Origin of the sequence: Helicobacter sp. 13S00477-4 (genome assembly GCF_002272785.1) — a bacterium.
Classification (GTDB): Bacteria; Campylobacterota; Campylobacteria; order Campylobacterales; family Helicobacteraceae; genus Helicobacter_J.
The window spans coordinates 90,299-105,610 of record NZ_MLAS01000001.1 but is presented as its reverse complement, the minus strand read 5'-3'; the positions used below and the strand labels follow the sequence as shown (position 1 = coordinate 105,610).

General features: G+C 31.1%; 17 protein-coding genes. 13 read left to right on the top strand and 4 right to left on the bottom strand.

What is annotated here, in order from left to right; all coding sequences use genetic code 11:
• Positions 1 to 9: 9 nt before the first annotated feature.
• The 13 genes from BKH44_RS00520 (at position 10) to fliY (ending at position 10,578) form a co-directional block, all read left to right on the top strand.
• Entirely contained in the window at positions 10 to 879 is an 870-nt protein-coding gene (locus BKH44_RS00520) for an ATP phosphoribosyltransferase regulatory subunit (RefSeq protein WP_095269068.1), read from the top strand.
• Complete coding sequence (locus tag BKH44_RS00515; RefSeq protein ID WP_095269067.1) at positions 864 to 2,105, top strand: adenylosuccinate synthase; 1,242 nt, start codon at positions 864 to 866, stop codon at positions 2,103 to 2,105. Before BKH44_RS00520 ends, BKH44_RS00515 begins: the two co-directional genes overlap by 16 nt.
• Complete coding sequence (locus BKH44_RS00510) at positions 2,102 to 2,527, top strand: flagellar export protein FliJ (RefSeq protein ID WP_095269066.1); 426 nt, start codon at positions 2,102 to 2,104, stop codon at positions 2,525 to 2,527. Before BKH44_RS00515 ends, BKH44_RS00510 begins: the two co-directional genes overlap by 4 nt.
• Positions 2,524 to 3,186: a flagellar protein gene (locus BKH44_RS00505; protein WP_257842554.1), complete on the top strand. Its 663-nt coding sequence runs from the start codon at positions 2,524 to 2,526 to the stop codon at positions 3,184 to 3,186. Before BKH44_RS00510 ends, BKH44_RS00505 begins: the two co-directional genes overlap by 4 nt.
• Before the next feature lie 105 nt (positions 3,187 to 3,291).
• Positions 3,292 to 3,849 (top strand): type II 3-dehydroquinate dehydratase, encoded by a 558-nt coding sequence (gene aroQ, locus BKH44_RS00500; protein ID WP_095269064.1) that lies wholly within the window; start codon positions 3,292 to 3,294, stop codon positions 3,847 to 3,849.
• Positions 3,830 to 4,885 carry a M24 family metallopeptidase gene (locus BKH44_RS00495; RefSeq protein WP_095269063.1) on the top strand — a complete coding sequence of 352 codons (1,056 nt, stop codon included), beginning with the start codon at positions 3,830 to 3,832 and terminating at the stop codon, positions 4,883 to 4,885. Before aroQ ends, BKH44_RS00495 begins: the two co-directional genes overlap by 20 nt.
• 11 nt (positions 4,886 to 4,896) lie before the next feature.
• Entirely contained in the window at positions 4,897 to 5,382 is a 486-nt protein-coding gene (folK, locus tag BKH44_RS00490) for a 2-amino-4-hydroxy-6-hydroxymethyldihydropteridine diphosphokinase (RefSeq protein ID WP_095269061.1), read from the top strand.
• A complete protein-coding gene (gene flhF, locus BKH44_RS00485) occupies positions 5,379 to 6,782 on the top strand; it encodes a flagellar biosynthesis protein FlhF (RefSeq protein WP_095269060.1) in 1,404 nt (467 codons plus the stop codon). Before folK ends, flhF begins: the two co-directional genes overlap by 4 nt.
• Positions 6,779 to 7,645, top strand: coding sequence for a MinD/ParA family protein (locus BKH44_RS00480; RefSeq protein ID WP_095269058.1), 867 nt, complete (start codon positions 6,779 to 6,781; stop codon positions 7,643 to 7,645). Before flhF ends, BKH44_RS00480 begins: the two co-directional genes overlap by 4 nt.
• Before the next feature lie 9 nt (positions 7,646 to 7,654).
• Positions 7,655 to 7,987: a hypothetical protein gene (locus BKH44_RS00475; RefSeq protein WP_095269057.1), complete on the top strand. Its 333-nt coding sequence runs from the start codon at positions 7,655 to 7,657 to the stop codon at positions 7,985 to 7,987.
• Positions 7,984 to 8,688, top strand: a complete 705-nt coding sequence (locus BKH44_RS00470; protein ID WP_095269055.1) for an RNA polymerase sigma factor FliA — start codon at positions 7,984 to 7,986, stop codon at positions 8,686 to 8,688. The genes BKH44_RS00475 and BKH44_RS00470 overlap by 4 nt, the downstream gene beginning before the upstream one ends.
• Positions 8,681 to 9,748 carry a flagellar motor switch protein FliM gene (gene fliM, locus BKH44_RS00465; RefSeq protein WP_095269054.1) on the top strand — a complete coding sequence of 356 codons (1,068 nt, stop codon included), beginning with the start codon at positions 8,681 to 8,683 and terminating at the stop codon, positions 9,746 to 9,748. The genes BKH44_RS00470 and fliM overlap by 8 nt, the downstream gene beginning before the upstream one ends.
• Positions 9,748 to 10,578, top strand: a complete 831-nt coding sequence (fliY, locus tag BKH44_RS00460) for a flagellar motor switch protein FliY (protein ID WP_095269052.1) — start codon at positions 9,748 to 9,750, stop codon at positions 10,576 to 10,578. The genes fliM and fliY overlap by 1 nt, the downstream gene beginning before the upstream one ends.
• Before the next feature lie 20 nt (positions 10,579 to 10,598).
• Here fliY and BKH44_RS00455 read toward each other — a convergent pair whose 3' ends face one another.
• From BKH44_RS00455 to BKH44_RS00440, 4 genes are all read right to left on the bottom strand, one after another.
• Positions 10,599 to 11,555 carry an ABC transporter substrate-binding protein gene (locus BKH44_RS00455; RefSeq protein WP_180674064.1) on the bottom strand — a complete coding sequence of 319 codons (957 nt, stop codon included), beginning with the start codon at positions 11,553 to 11,555 and terminating at the stop codon, positions 10,599 to 10,601.
• The gene (locus BKH44_RS00450) at positions 11,530 to 13,713 is read right to left on the bottom strand and encodes a TonB-dependent receptor (RefSeq protein WP_180674063.1); all 2,184 of its coding nucleotides are present in this window, start codon (positions 13,711 to 13,713) and stop codon (positions 11,530 to 11,532) included. The genes BKH44_RS00455 and BKH44_RS00450 overlap by 26 nt, the downstream gene beginning before the upstream one ends.
• Before the next feature lie 94 nt (positions 13,714 to 13,807).
• Entirely contained in the window at positions 13,808 to 14,287 is a 480-nt protein-coding gene (locus BKH44_RS00445) for a hypothetical protein (RefSeq protein WP_095269048.1), read from the bottom strand.
• Positions 14,288 to 14,290: 3 nt separating this feature from the next.
• Positions 14,291 to 15,307, bottom strand: a complete 1,017-nt coding sequence (locus BKH44_RS00440; RefSeq protein ID WP_095269046.1) for a lipid A deacylase LpxR family protein — start codon at positions 15,305 to 15,307, stop codon at positions 14,291 to 14,293.
• Positions 15,308 to 15,312: the final 5 nt, after the last annotated feature.

Below are 15,312 nucleotides of genomic sequence, written 5' to 3'. Positions count from 1 at the left end.
AGGATAAAAATGGTTTTTGAACATGAAATCCCACAGGGAACAAAACTTTATTTCGGTACTTCAGCTAAGATGAAACGCAGGCTTGAAAATATTGCTTGTGAAATTTTTTATCAAAATGATTTTGAAGAGATACTGACTCCTTCTTTTATGTATCTTGAACATCAAAAAAATTTTTCAAATCGTGATATTATCCGTTTGAGTTCAAAAAATAATCATCAGATTTCTTTGAGGTATGATACGACTATTGATGCTATTCGTATTATTACAAAACGTTTGCTTCGTAGCACTTGCCAGAAAAAATGGTTTTATATCCAACCAGTTTTCAGCTATCCTACTAATGAAATTTATCAAATTGGGGCGGAATGTTTGGATATTGATGAGATTCCAAAAATGCTTTGTTTGAGTGTAGAGATTATGAAGCAATTTGGTATGAATCCAATATTGCAGGTTTCTAATGTGAAGATTTTAAAATTATGTTCACAAGAAACAGGCAAGGATTTGGAATTTTTTAGGAAAATGCAAATAGAGGATATTTTGAAAAAAGCTCCTTATATGAGCGATTTGATAAAAATCCAAACGCGTGATGATTTGGCAAACTCTATCTTGAAAGCACCAGAATTTTTGAAAAATGAACTCAAAGCATTGCTTGAAGGTTCAAGTTATTGTCGTTATGAAAAAATGATTTTTTCACCTCTTGAGCTTCCACCAGTAGACTATTATAATGATTTAGTTTTTAGGATGTTTGAGGGTAATCATACTTTTCTTTTGGGTGGAAAGTATACGATTGAAGGAGTTGAATCTTGTGGGTTTGGTATCTATACTGATGATGTTATAGAATATTTGATGAAAATAAAGGGGATGAAATGGCTGATCTCATAGTCGGAATTCAGTGGGGCGATGAGGGGAAAGGAAAGATTGTAGATAGGCTCGCGAAAGATTATGATTATGTTGTGAGGTATCAAGGGGGTCATAATGCAGGACATACTATTATGGTTGATGGTAAAAAATATGCTTTACATTTGATGCCCTCAGGTGTTTTGTATCACAAATGCAAGAATATTATTGGCAATGGTGTAGTCATCGCTTTAGATGCACTTTATGAAGAGATTGTTCAGTTTGATAATATTCAAAATAGGCTTTTTGTGAGTGATAGAGCTCATATTATAATGCCTTATCATCAAATCATTGATAGGGGTAGAGAAAAATCTCTTATTAATGCAATTGGTACAACTTGTAAGGGAATAGGTCCAAGTTATGTCGATAAAGTTGCTAGAAGCGGGATTAGGATTGGCGAATTGAAAGATATGAAAGCTTTGAAACAAAAAATTCAACTTCATTTAGGACAAATCGCTTATTTACAAGATTTATATGAAATACAGCTTCCAAATCATAAAGAATGCATGTGGTATCTGGAAGAATATGCTCCTAAAATCTTACCTTTTGTAATAGATACAACTCAAATGTTATGGAGAGCAAATGATGAGGGAAAAAAGATTTTGCTTGAAGGTGCACAAGGGAGTATGCTTGATATAAATCATGGAACTTATCCATTTGTCACAAGTTCTACGACAACAGCTTCTGGTGCTTGTAGTGGTAGTGGGCTTAATCCAAAGCAGATAGATAGAATTATTGGTATTTCAAAAGCATATTGCACTAGAGTAGGGAATGGTCCTTTTCCTACAGAGGATTTTGGAGAAATTGGTGAATTGTTACGTCAAAAAGGTGGAGAATTTGGTACCACTACTGGTAGAGCTAGAAGATGTGGTTGGTTTGATGCATTAAGTGCAAAATATGCTTGCAATATAAATGGTTGCACTGAACTTAGTCTCATGAAATTAGATGTATTAGATGGTTTGGATGAGATTAAAATATGTGTAGCTTATAAGAACAAAGGTATGGTCATTGACTATGTGCCAAGTGATTTGGATGGATGTGAACCTGTATATAAAACTTATAAAGGTTGGGATAAAACAGCAGGTATTAGAAATTTTGATGAATTGCCACAAAATGCTAAAGAATATATTTGGGATATAGAAAAACTTCTTAATACAAGAATCTCTATTATTTCAACAAGTCCAGAAAGAGAAGATACAATCATCTTATGAAAACTAAGTTTGATTCAATCTTGAAGCTAAAAAAACAAGCTTTAGATAAAAGTGAAGTAGAGATAATAAAAAATAATCAGATGATTGTCGCTAAAACTACAGAATTAGATTTGGCAATGTTTGAATTTAATAAGTTTGATATTCCTCAAAATGGAACATATTTAGACTTTCAAAGGTTTACTGAGATAAAAAAAGCTCTGATGTATGAGATTGATTGTATTAGGGGAGAAATATCAGGATTAAAAAATATAAGTAAAAGACTTGAAGAATATCGCAAAATAGCCAATATTGAATTTGAAAAGATAAAATACCTGCAACAAAATGAAATCAAGAAAAAATTTGATGTGCTTAAAAAATCAGAAATAAAACATATTGATGAAGTTGCTCTGATGCTTTTTGCATCAGATAAGGAGAGGGTATGAGAAAAATTATTTTAAATTGTTTTTTATTATTATCAGTTGTCGAAATGTTGATATCTGAAGAAGAGACTAAAACATCAGATTCCTCGGTTCAGCTTTTGCAATGTAATGCTATTTTTGAATCTAGAAAAGATGAAATAAAAGAACAAATTAGGCAGCTTGATGAAAAAACTCAAGCTATTGAGGCACTTAAAGAAGCTACTCAAAATATGCTCAATCAACGTGAAAGTAAGCTAAAAGAAAGAGAAAATGCTTTAAGTTTGAAACTCAAAGAGATACAAGATAAAGAAGAACAATTAAATACAAAAACTCAAGCAGATGAAGCTAAAATAAAGAGTTTGATAGCTAAAAATGAGAAATTATTACAAGATATAGATAAGGCAAAAGATAATAAATTAGCACAAACTTATTCGAAAATGAAAGATTCTAAAGCTGCTCCAATTATAGAGAATTTACCTCTTGATGAAGCTGCAAGTATATTATTTGCACTTTCTGCTCAAGATATGGGTAAAATTTTGTCTAAAATGGATCCTAAAAATGCTGCAGAACTTACTGAAATCCTCAAAAAGGGACCACCTTTTAAAGAACAACAAAAAGAAGTTCAAAAACAGCCTGATGAATCTAAAAAATCAGAAGATGAACAAAAAAATGAAGCTCTTTAAATCAAAAATTAATCTAAAATGCCTTAATATAGCTTGTTTGTATTGTAAATTAAACGGTTTTATGTTATATTTAAATAAAATTTTAAAAAATTAAAAGGAGAAATAATGAGAGTTTTAGTCATACAGGGTCCTAATTTAAATATGCTTGGACATAGAGATCCTAGAGTTTATGGCACTATGACATTAGAACAAATCCATCAGAATATGAAAGTTTTTGCCAAACAAAATAATCTTGAAGTTGATTTTTTTCAAAGTAATTTTGAAGGTGAGATGATTGATAAGATTCAAGAATGTGTAGGTAGTGAATATGCTGGAATTATAATTAATCCAGGTGCTTATTCTCATACTTCTATTGCTATGGCAGATGCAATTATGGCTGCAGGCGTGCCTGTGGTTGAAGTACATTTGAGCAATATTCACGCTAGAGAAGAGTTTAGAAAGCATACTTATACAGGTGCTGTTTGTGCTGGTGTTATTGCTGGATTTGGGGCTTTTGGTTATCATATGGCTATCATTGCAATGTTACAGATTTTGACTGAAATCCAAAATATTAGAGAAGCTCAAGCTGCACAGGCAAATCAGGTAAAAAATAACAATCCAATAGTCGAGCCAATTAAAAACAAAACAGAAACCAGTCATAAAAATGAAAAAAAAGATAAGTAAGGAATCATTCCTTACAATAAATGAAAATGCTCAATATTTTGAATGTGGTTATAGTTGCGATCATGCATTATTTCTAAAAATTGGAGAAGATAAATTTTTCATAACGGACTCTCGTTATACGCTCGAAGCAAAACAAAATATTTTTAAAAATATAGAGGTGTTAGAGGCAGGAAATTTATTTGTTACCGCTGCAAGTATTATCAATAAAAGTGTTTCAAATGTTGTTGTATATGATCCTGCACAAGTCACTTTAAATGATTTTGAAAACTTAAAATCTACTTTGAATCCTAAGAAAAATTTGATTGGTATTGTTAATTTTCACCAACAAAAAAGAATCATTAAGACTGAGTATGAAATTGACCTAATTACAAAATCTCAAAAAATTAATCAAGAAGCTTATAAAAAATTTGCTATTTATTTGAATGAGTCTACAAAACAATTTAATGAACAAGAACTCTATTACCATTCACAACGATTTTTAAGCAATGAAGGGAAATATAATCTTAGTTTCCAGCCTATTCTTGGTATCAATGCGAATGCAGCTAAACCACATGCCTTGCCAAGCAAAAAAGATAAGCTCAAAAGTGGCGATCTTCTTCTCTTTGATGCAGGAGTCAAATATCAAAGGTATTGTTCAGATAGAACAAGGACAGCCTATTTTAGCAAAAAAGGTATTTCTTTCAAAAAAAATCAGAGTTTTGATAATGAGGATTTACAAAATATATATGATGTTGTACTTAAAGCTCAAGAAAAAACTATTGAACTTATTAGGAGTGGGATGAAAGGTAGGGAAATTGATAGCATTGCTAGGAATGTCATAGAGAAAGCAGGTTATGGAAAATATTTTGTTCACAGTACTGGACATGGTATTGGCTTAGATATTCATGAGTTGCCTTTTATCTCTAAAAAAAGTGAAACAATTATTGAAGATGGTATGGTTTTTTCAGTTGAGCCTGGCATTTACATCCCTGATTATTATGGAGTGAGGATTGAAGATTTAGTTGTGATAAAAAATGGTAGAGCGGAGATTATCTGAGTTGCGATAAAATGAGGGCTTTATATTTTTCTCATTTTTTCCCTTATAAAGCATCTTCTTCATTTACTTTTTCAAATACTGTTTTATTAGGAATAGGTGGGAATATTGGTGATTGTAAGCGACGTTTTGAGAGTCTTTGGAGATGGTTTGCATTCAATAAGCATTTTTTTATACTTTCTTCTTCTCCTATTTATAAAAATCCTCCTTTTGGTTTTGAAAATCAAAAGGATTTTTATAATGCAACTATGACTCTTTCAACAAATTTGTCAATAGTTGATTTATTTAGGCTTGTATTTTATCTTGAGCGAAGATTTGGTCGATCTAAAAAAAGAGAGTTTAAAAATTCACCTCGAACACTGGATATTGATATAATTTTCTTTAATGATTTGATTTTAAAGCATCCTTATCTTAAAATACCACATGAAAAATGGAATAAGAGAGAATCGGTATTGATTCCTTTATTTTTAGAATATTTAACCCCAAAGGGACGGAAATGAAACTTTATACTTATGGTGGGGAAACGGCTGCAGAAGCCCTTAAAATTGCTCAGAGTAAGCACGGCGAAGAAGCTCTAGTTGTTAAGACTAAGGAAATCAGAAAAAAAACAATGACTCAACCTGGTCTTTATGAAATTGTTGTGGCGGTTGAAAATGAAGAAATGATTCAAGAATACCAAGCACCACAGATTCAGGATCAAGTATCTAAAAATAGCATTCAAAAACGATTGGATAATATTTTAGAAAAGAATATGGAAAAAAAGAAAAAAAATCAAAAAATTTTGCTTGATGATGATGTCACAATACAACTTTCTGATGCTGTAAAAGAGATTAGCAAAATAACAGGACAGTCTTCTAGAGAGCAAATTAAAAAATCTCTAATTGTTCCAGAAATTTCAAAAAATTTCGATACAAGATTAGAAAATAAATTAATACATAAGCAAGAAGAAAAGGCTATGCACCAACAAAACGATACTAAGGAACTCAAACAAATCAAGACAGAATTAGATAAAATTAATGATAAAATCAAATTGATACAGAATATGTTTTGGGATGAGAAAAAACCTGGTAGTGATACTCTGCAAATTCCTCAAGAATTTGCAGAGATATATCGTTTGGCTAAAAATAGTGGTATGAATAAAATCCATCTAGATGAGATCATGAAACTTAGTCTAGAACTTATGCCATTAAAAATGAGAGAAAATTCTTTAACTGTAAAACGTTATTTTCGAGAAGTATTGCGCAAAATGATTTATTGTCGTAGTGAACATTTGGATATGGGTACAAAAAAAATTATTATGCTCGTGGGTCCTACAGGAGTTGGTAAAACAACCACATTAGCAAAATTGGCTGCACGGTATTCAAAAATGCTCGACAAGAAATACAAAGTGGGTATTATTACACTAGATACTTATAGGATAGGAGCTTTAGAACAGCTTACTTGGTATGCTAGAAAGATGAAAATTAGTATAGAGACTGTGATTGAGCCAGAAGATTTTTTGAGGGAAATTGATACTTTGCGTTATTGTGATTATATTTTAGTAGATACTGCCGGACATTCTCAGCATGATAAACAAAAAATAAATATGTTAAAAAAATTCATCAATAATGATTATAAAATTGATATTGCTTTAGTATTGTCTGCTACGACAAAATATGAAGATTTAAAAGATATTTATACTGCTTTTGGTGAGCTTGATATTGATACTTTGATTTTCAGTAAGCTTGATGAGAGCAAAGGATTAGGGAATTTATTTTCTTTAGTTTATGAAAGCAAAAAACCAGTTAGTTATCTATCTGTGGGACAAGAAGTTCCACTTGATTTATTGGTGGCAACTAATGATTATTTAGTTGATTGTATGTTGGATGGATTTTCAAATCCTAATCGGATAAGCAAATGAATCAAGCTGGTTATTTAGATAATCTGATGAAAACTACCTTACCTGCGAAAAAAAAAGGTAAAACAAAGTTCATTGCGATTACAAGTGGTAAGGGTGGTGTAGGTAAATCAACTATCAGTGCAAACTTTTCATATACGCTTTCTAGAATGGGTTATAAAGTAGGGGTTTTTGATGCTGATATTGGATTAGCTAATTTAGATTTAATTTTTGGTATTAAAACCAATAAAAATATTTTGCATGCTTTAAAAGGAGAGGCTAGATTTGATGAAGTTGTTTATTTGATTGAAGAGGGATTGTATTTGGTGCCTGGTGATAGTGGTGATGAGATATTAAAATATGCTAATGAAGATATTTTAAATGAGTTTGTCCAAGATGATGGGATTCTTGATGATTTGGATTATATGATTATTGATACGGGGGCAGGAATAGGAGAGGCGACCCAAGCCTTTTTGAATGCTAGTGATTATATTATTGTTGTAACAGTTCCTGATCCTGCTGCAATAACAGATGCTTATGCAACTATTAAGATTAATTCTAAATTTAAAAAAGAAATTTTCCTTATTATTAATATGGCAAGTTCTCAAAAAGAAGGTTTGAATGTTTTCAATAAAATTAAAAATGTTGCTTCTAAAAATTTACCACAATTGAATTTAGAACTTTTGGGTTGTCTTTATAATAATAATGCAGTAAAAAGATCGACAAAATATCGGGAGCTTTTATGTAAGGTAGAACCTTTGAATAATTTTTCATCAGATATGAGGCAAATTACCAAAACAGTTCTTTCAAAAGTGGAACAAAATATGCTTGATGTTCCTAAAGAAAATTTTATGGGTTTTTTCAAGAGGATTTTGGGCTATTTATAAGGAAAACAAATGAAGCCAAATAATTTCATTAATTTATCGGTTGTTTTTGGATTTTTTTTGGGTTTGGTATTTGCTTTGGCGAAGTTTGATAATCCTGAAACAATATTTTTTTGTACTCTTTTTTCTACTTTGGGTTTTTATTTGATAATACTTTTTTGTTCTTCTGTTTATATTTGGTTTGTCGAAACAAATCAAACTTTTTTTAATAAAACTAGGATTGATAAAAGACTTGAGTTTTTTGATAAAGAATTTGATATTAGAGAAAGAGAAGCCATAAATATTCGTCGATATATACAAAATGCAGATTTTTTAGAAAATAAATCATCAAATGATAAAAAATGAATAAAAAAGATATATATAGCTATGATGAAAATATCAGATATTCTCAAGATGAGCTTGCTATGCAGTATTTACCCGCAGTTCGTTCAATGGCTTATCGTATCAAAGAAAGGGTTCCTAGCTCTATAGATTTAAATGATTTAATATCAATTGGAACTGAAGAGCTTATTAAGCTTGCTAGGAGGTATGATAATAAAATCAATGATTCTTTTTGGGGTTATGCAAAGACTCGTGTCAATGGTGCAATGTTAGATTATCTGAGATCTTTAGATATTGTTTCTAGGTCTTCTAGGAAACTTATCAAATCTATAGATGTTGAAGTATCAAAATATTTTAATGAAAATCAAGAAGAGCCAAGTAATGAATATTTAGCAGAGGTTTTAGGTGAAGATATTCAAAAAATCAAAGAAGCAAAAATTGCTTCTGATATTTATACTTTAGTTCCCATTGATGAGCAATACAATGCTATTGAACAAGAAAGTATTTTAGAAAGACTCCAAAGAGAAGAATTGAGTGATATGATCCAGACAATTTTAAAATCATTGTCAGAAAGAGAGCAGTTAATTATGCAGCTGTATTTTTTTGAAGAATTGAATTTGAGTGAAATCAAAGGGATTTTAAATATTACCGAATCAAGGATATCTCAAATAATCAAAGAAGTCATTAAGAAGATAAGAAAACATTTGGGAGAAAAAAATGGCTGATATACTGAGTCAAGAAGAAATTGATGCTCTTCTTGAGGTTGTAGATGATGCTCAAGAAGATGTTGAAATACTCCAAAAGCATGATATTGTTCACCAAAGACAAATTACTCTTTATGATTTCAAACGACCTAATCGTGTTAGCAAAGAACAATTAAGATCTTTTAGGAGTATCCATGACAAAATGGCTAGAAATCTTTCAAGCCAAATTTCTGCTATCATGAGGAGTATTGTTGAGATACAACTTCATAGTGTAGATCAGATGACTTATGGAGAATTTTTGATGAGTTTACCAAGCCCAACAAGTTTCAATGTATTTTCTATGAAACCTATGGATGGTACAGGGGTTTTGGAAATCAATCCAAGTATTGCATTCCCTATGATAGATAGGCTTTTAGGTGGGAAGGGTGATCCTTATGATAATTCTAGAGAATTTAGTGATATAGAATTGAATTTACTTGATACGATACTCAGGCAGATTATGCAGACACTCAAAGACGCTTGGTCTCCAGTAGCAGAGATTTTTCCAACTGTTGATGCCAAAGAATCCAGTGCAAATGTCGTGCAAATTGTTGCACAAAATGAGATTGTTATTATGGTTGTGATGGAGATCATTATTGGGCATAGCAGTGGTATGATGAATTTATGTTATCCTGTTATTTCACTTGAAACTATTATTTCAAGGCTTGGAGGCAGAGACTTGGTCCTTTCGGAGACTAGTTCGAAAAAAAGTCGTAACAAAGAGCTTCAGGCACTTGTAGGTGGAGCCGGAGTTGGTATTTCTGTGTTTTTAGGTGGAGTTAAATTGACCTTAAAAGAAGTATTAGATTTGAGTATAGGTGATATTATTCGTTTGGATAGGGCAGCTGATGACACTGTAGTAGTGAATGTTGATGGAAAAGAAAAATACCTAGCAACTGTTGGATTGCAGCGATATAGAAAAACTATCAAGATAAAAGAGTCTATCAAAACTGAAAAAGATAATGCAAAAGAAATTCTTGAAATGCTTGAGGCACAAAGAAAGAGTAAGGTCAATGATATTGAAGAAGAGGAAGAGGAATAATGAATGATTTTATAAATATTTTTACCCAAGAAGCAATTTCAACCATAGAAGGTCTTACTGGAATTTCTCCTGATATTATAAACATCAAGACTGATTTTACAAGTGCTACGGCATTGCCTATTCCTTATGCAATTACTTATATTAATGTATCTGGTGATTTAAATACAAATGTCGCCATGATTATGCCTGTTGAGCTTGCAACTTCTTTGGCAAATCTTATGGTGGGTGGAGAAGGTGTGAGTAAGAGTGAAATGGATAATGACGATTTAGATGCTATCAAAGAAATCAACTCTAATATATTTGGAGCTATTTCAACAGCATTGGGTTCTCAAAAAAACCTTCCAAAATTAAATTTTTCTTGCAGTGATATACAATTTGTTATCACACCTATTGACTTGGGAGCTTTTGATAAAGAATATAGATTTTCTTTTGTGCTCAATACGATACAATCTAATTTTACCTTTTTAACAACAACTCAATTTGTAAATATTTTTGAAACAACACAACCTCGTCAAGCACCTGCCACTCCAGAGATACATCATAGTCATTCGCTCAATCAAGATGAAATAAAAAATATTGGTATGCTCCTTGATGTTAAATTGAATGTAAAAGTTCGTATTGGACAGAAAAAAATGTTGCTCAAAGATGTTATTTCAATGGATATTGGAAGTGTTGTTGAACTCAGTCAACTTGCTAATGATCCTTTGGAAATTTTGGTTGATGATAAGGTGATAGCAAAGGGTGAAGTTGTGATTGTAGATGGAAATTTTGGTGTGCAAATTACTGATATTGGTACAAAAAGAGAACGTTTGGAACAACTTCGAGGGTAATTAGGGATAAGCTGATATTTTTAGTTGCAAATATAATATCCATAGATCCTTAAATAAAAATCTCTTATAGTTTTTTGTATATTAATGTTTTTAAAATTTTGTGGGTAAGCATTCATTGCTACAAACAAAGACATCAATGCGACTCTAGGTCCTGTACCATCAAACGAAGGCATTTTATAAACTTGTTTGGTTTTGATGGCTTTTACACTTTGTAGGGCAGGTATTTTTAAGATACTTTCTGTATCATAATGACTAAGCCACCAGATAAAAATAATATCAGGGTTTTCTTTTACAATTTTTTCGATAGGAATTTCAGATCTGTCATGTGTGATATATCTTGATCCAATATTATCCACAAATGCATGGTTTAGCATATCGCTTACAACACTTATTTTTCCACTAACAACATTGGGTTTATTGAAGACAAATATAGCTTTTTTCTTTTGAGTGATTTTGGATGTTTGTTTTTCAATGAGTTGAAAAATACTATCCATTTCTTGAATGATTATTTTAGCCTTAGGTATTTTGTCAAATAATGATGCGAAGATAAAAATCTGTTTTTTGACTGCATCAATATCATGAGTTTGAAAAGATAAAAAATTTAAGCCAATTTTATTGCCAAATATAATATTTTGAGCATTCCTAATGCTTGAGATGATTAAATCAGGTTTTATTTGTAATAATTTTTCTATATTTCCCAATGTATTAGAATCCATTTTATAGATTTTATTTTCATTGAGTTTGAAGAAGCATTGATTTATATCAATATCAAAAGAGTACTTATCTAATGCTATGACCTTGTCCCAAATATTAAACATGGCAGGTAATTCTAGATAAGTCCCTATAATAGCTAACTTTTTTATTGGCAATTTAACAATATGAGTGCCAAAAAAGTCTTTAATTTCTAATGTGTTGGCAAAAATAAAACTATTAAATACCAAGAAAAATAAATTAAAATGTCTTAGAAATCTGTGCATAAAATGATGCTCCTGGTGCTTGGTAATCATTAAAATATAGACTATTAGTGAAATTTAAAAAACTCATATTGATATCAAAACCACTGATAAAACGATAGCCAATCTTAGCATCAAAGTAAAATTGTTCATCATAGCTACCAAAAGTATGTTTTTGACCCCAAACACCAAAATCTTTCAATGCTCTAGATTGGTAAGTAGCTTGTAAAGAACCATAAAATCCGATTTCTTCTCCATATAATACCATTAAATGTGCCATATGTTGTGGTATGATGGGTAATCGTTTGTCTATCAATGAAGGATCAGCAGAGTTTTTTATCATTTTAGAATTAGTCCAAGTGTAGTTGGCTAGAATAAGAATACTATAAGCTATGGGTTGACTATATTCTATCTCTATACCATTGATTCGTATATGACCTGCATTTCTATTTTGTTTGATGGTTTTATTGGTAGTAGTATTTTTTCCTAGAGTTTTGGCATATATGGCATCTAAAATATCACTTTGATAATAGTAGATTTTAAAAATTCCATTTTTAAGGACATCTTGCTCAATCCCAAAGTCAAAAGCAATGCCATATTCAGGTTTGAGGTTAGGGCTAAAAATCCATTCGTATTTGGCTTGAGTATTGAACATTTCTCTTGTAGTTGGAGCTCTGAATGCAGATCCTGCTTCAAATTTTAATAATGTTCCTGAAAATATTTCATAATTGAGTGAAGCTTTTGGAGAAAAAGCTCCTTTGCCTTGCACAATAATATTATTTTTCTCAGATGATATTTGGTTATACACATTATCCATTTTCCAATAATCGTATCTAGTGCCAATAGTTGTACTTAGTTTTTTGCTCCAGTTGCTATTAAATTGAAAGAGTGCAGAGAGATACCAAGTATTCGCTCCAAGTCCTTTTTTATATTCTCTAGTACCTTTAAATGACTGATAAGTATCTGATATATAGCTTTTATTGCTAAGATTCAAGAATCTACCTTGAATGCCAATTGTGAGGAAATGTTTCTCAAAATCTATATCATAGAGCATGTCTAAATAATTACTTGATGTCTTTAAATCTTGAATACTTCCATAGCCTGATTCCAAAGTAGGGTGAATTCCAGCCGGAGAAGTTGTAGCACCATTATATAGACCAATCATATTGACACTTGAAAGTGTGATATTCAAACTAGATTTTTCAAAAAAATGTTTGTGTGAAATAGAACCTAAAAGGTTTGTATAATTTCCTATTCCTCCATAGGGGTTTTCTAAAAATGGATTGAATAGATCATCCCCGCCATAGAAGATTTTTTTATTTCGGGTTAAATTAGAATAAATATTTGTATATTTATAAAGATAATTAGCTCCCATGAAAGTCAAAATTGTTGTATCTTTATCTCCCCAGTCATATTCTAATTTGATCCTGCCATTCTGCATTGTATAAGCTTGTCTGCCTATATCTCCAACAACATATTGAGAATCTGTATAAGGAATAAACCCACTCACTCCATTTGTGCTTAATGATTGGTATTGAGCTTGATTGATAAGAGCAGGCGTTAGAGGATATCCTTGTGTGGTATTGAATCCATAAATTGCTTTTATCCTAAGTCTTTTATCAAAAAAAGTATCACCTATGCTAAAATAACCTCTAAAAAGGTTTTTTTGAGCCTTTCGTTTTTCAAGTTCATTTCCATATCCTAAAGAAACCTTCGCTTCAAAATTTGTAGGCATTGATGTGATAAAATTCACTACACCTCCAATCGCTCCTGTCCCATAGAGGCTAGAAAAAGGACCCCTTACTATTTCAACTCTATCAATGTCTTGATAAGGAATTTGTGAAAGCAATCTTGTCTCTCCATCCATATCGCTTAAAATCACTCCATCCATTAACACTAGAGTGCCATTAGTAATACCTCTTATCATAATAGAAGGACGAATATTAAGTCCTGCATCTTTAGGGATATAAATGCCTGCATTATTTTTGATAATATCAGTTATTTTTTGAGGAGTTCGTTTTAACATTTGTTCTTTATCAATGATATCGACATTACCTGGAACTCTTTGAACTTCTGTTTCAAACCTTGTAGCAGTAGTAACTTGTCTTTGCAGCTCATAAAATTCTTTTGCTCCTAGAATTTGGAATACTGCGATTGTGCAAATAGCAATTTTTTCTCTCAAATAAAATCCTTTTATTTTTACTAAAGAAAAAATATTAATACTTTTTTTTAAATATATTATAAATAAATAAGAATATATATTTTTCTTAGATAATTTATTTCCAGTCTTCTCCAATACCCAATAAAATACATTGGTTAAAATCAGGCAAGATGCAATATGCATATATGTCCAATCCAATACCTAATAATTCCAAATCACTCAAATATCTTCCATCAAATTTATAATAATGCAATTTAGCTTTCTTATCGTCAGATTCTGAGACCAAGATACCTCCAACTCCAACACCACCAAAATTGCTATATTTAATAAAATTTTTTAGGAAAAAATGCGTTAAAACAATTTGTCCTTTAAAATTTTGTTTATCTTTATTTTTTAGATGAAGATAAACAGAATGTTCAATTATTTTCCTATTCCTAAAAATAGGGTAGTTTTTATCTAATGATTGGGATTTAACTTGATTATAGTAGGATTTTAAAATTGGGACTTGTTCTTTTAGGTAATCAAGACCATTTTTAGGATTTGCATACAAAAAATAGCAATATACTAGTATAATTGCTAAAAATAGTTTTTGCATAGCTTAAAAAGCAATATTAAGCTCAATACTTCCAAAATTATGAGGCAGAGGTTGTGTCTTAAATTTTTTACTCGCATGTGTGTAAGTGTAAGCAAAACGTATGCCCCGATATAATATTGCTGCACCAAATTCAGCATCATAGGTAAAGTAAATCATATCTAGTCCTGTAGAATGTCCAAAAGTATTTCCTTGTATGAAAATATTTCTAGCTTGATAACGCCCTGAAAGTCCCCCAAATAAATAAAAAGAGAATCTATCGTTATAAGCTTGGGCACCATTAAAACTTGTATTAACTTTATTGATACCAAAATCAGAATCCAAATTGTATCCAATCCGGAGCCTACCACCTATTTGCAAATGAGTGTCTGCATTGCCTAGTGCGATATCTAAACCAGGTAGAAAATCTGAAGAAATATATCTAGAATCCCAAAGATAAAACTTTTTTATTAATTGATAATTCAAATTAAGAATGAATTCATTTTTAAGTTGATTGTGCCAACCATAAAAAATTGGATTATTCGTAAGGTAATGAACAAATTTTTGTGTTTCGTGAGCAAATGTTGAGGGTCCTACCATCCCCATAGAAAAAAAAATATTTTCTAGCATGCTTTCAGAGCGATGCGAAACACCTAAATTTAAATATAAATATCCAGCATATGGAAGATCACCTGAAGGAGGATTTATTTCTCTAGAATAGGGTGTGTAGATACTTTGAGTGATAGCTATATTGAAACGTGTCATCTTGGCTTTGGTTATACCTAAAGATATATATTGACTCCAAGCCATTATAGAATCTTTATCTTCACAACCAAAATCATACTCTTTACTTGTATAGCCTATACTTGTTCCAGCTGTATAGTACCTATCGACAAATTGATTGGCATAAGCATCATTTTCACTCAAAAGATTTATAGATTGTCTTTTATACGCAAACAATGCACTTTCGCATTCTGTATCATTAGCAAAACCAAAACTTACGCTAAAAAATATTAAAAATATAGTTGTTTTAATTTTTTTCATATCCC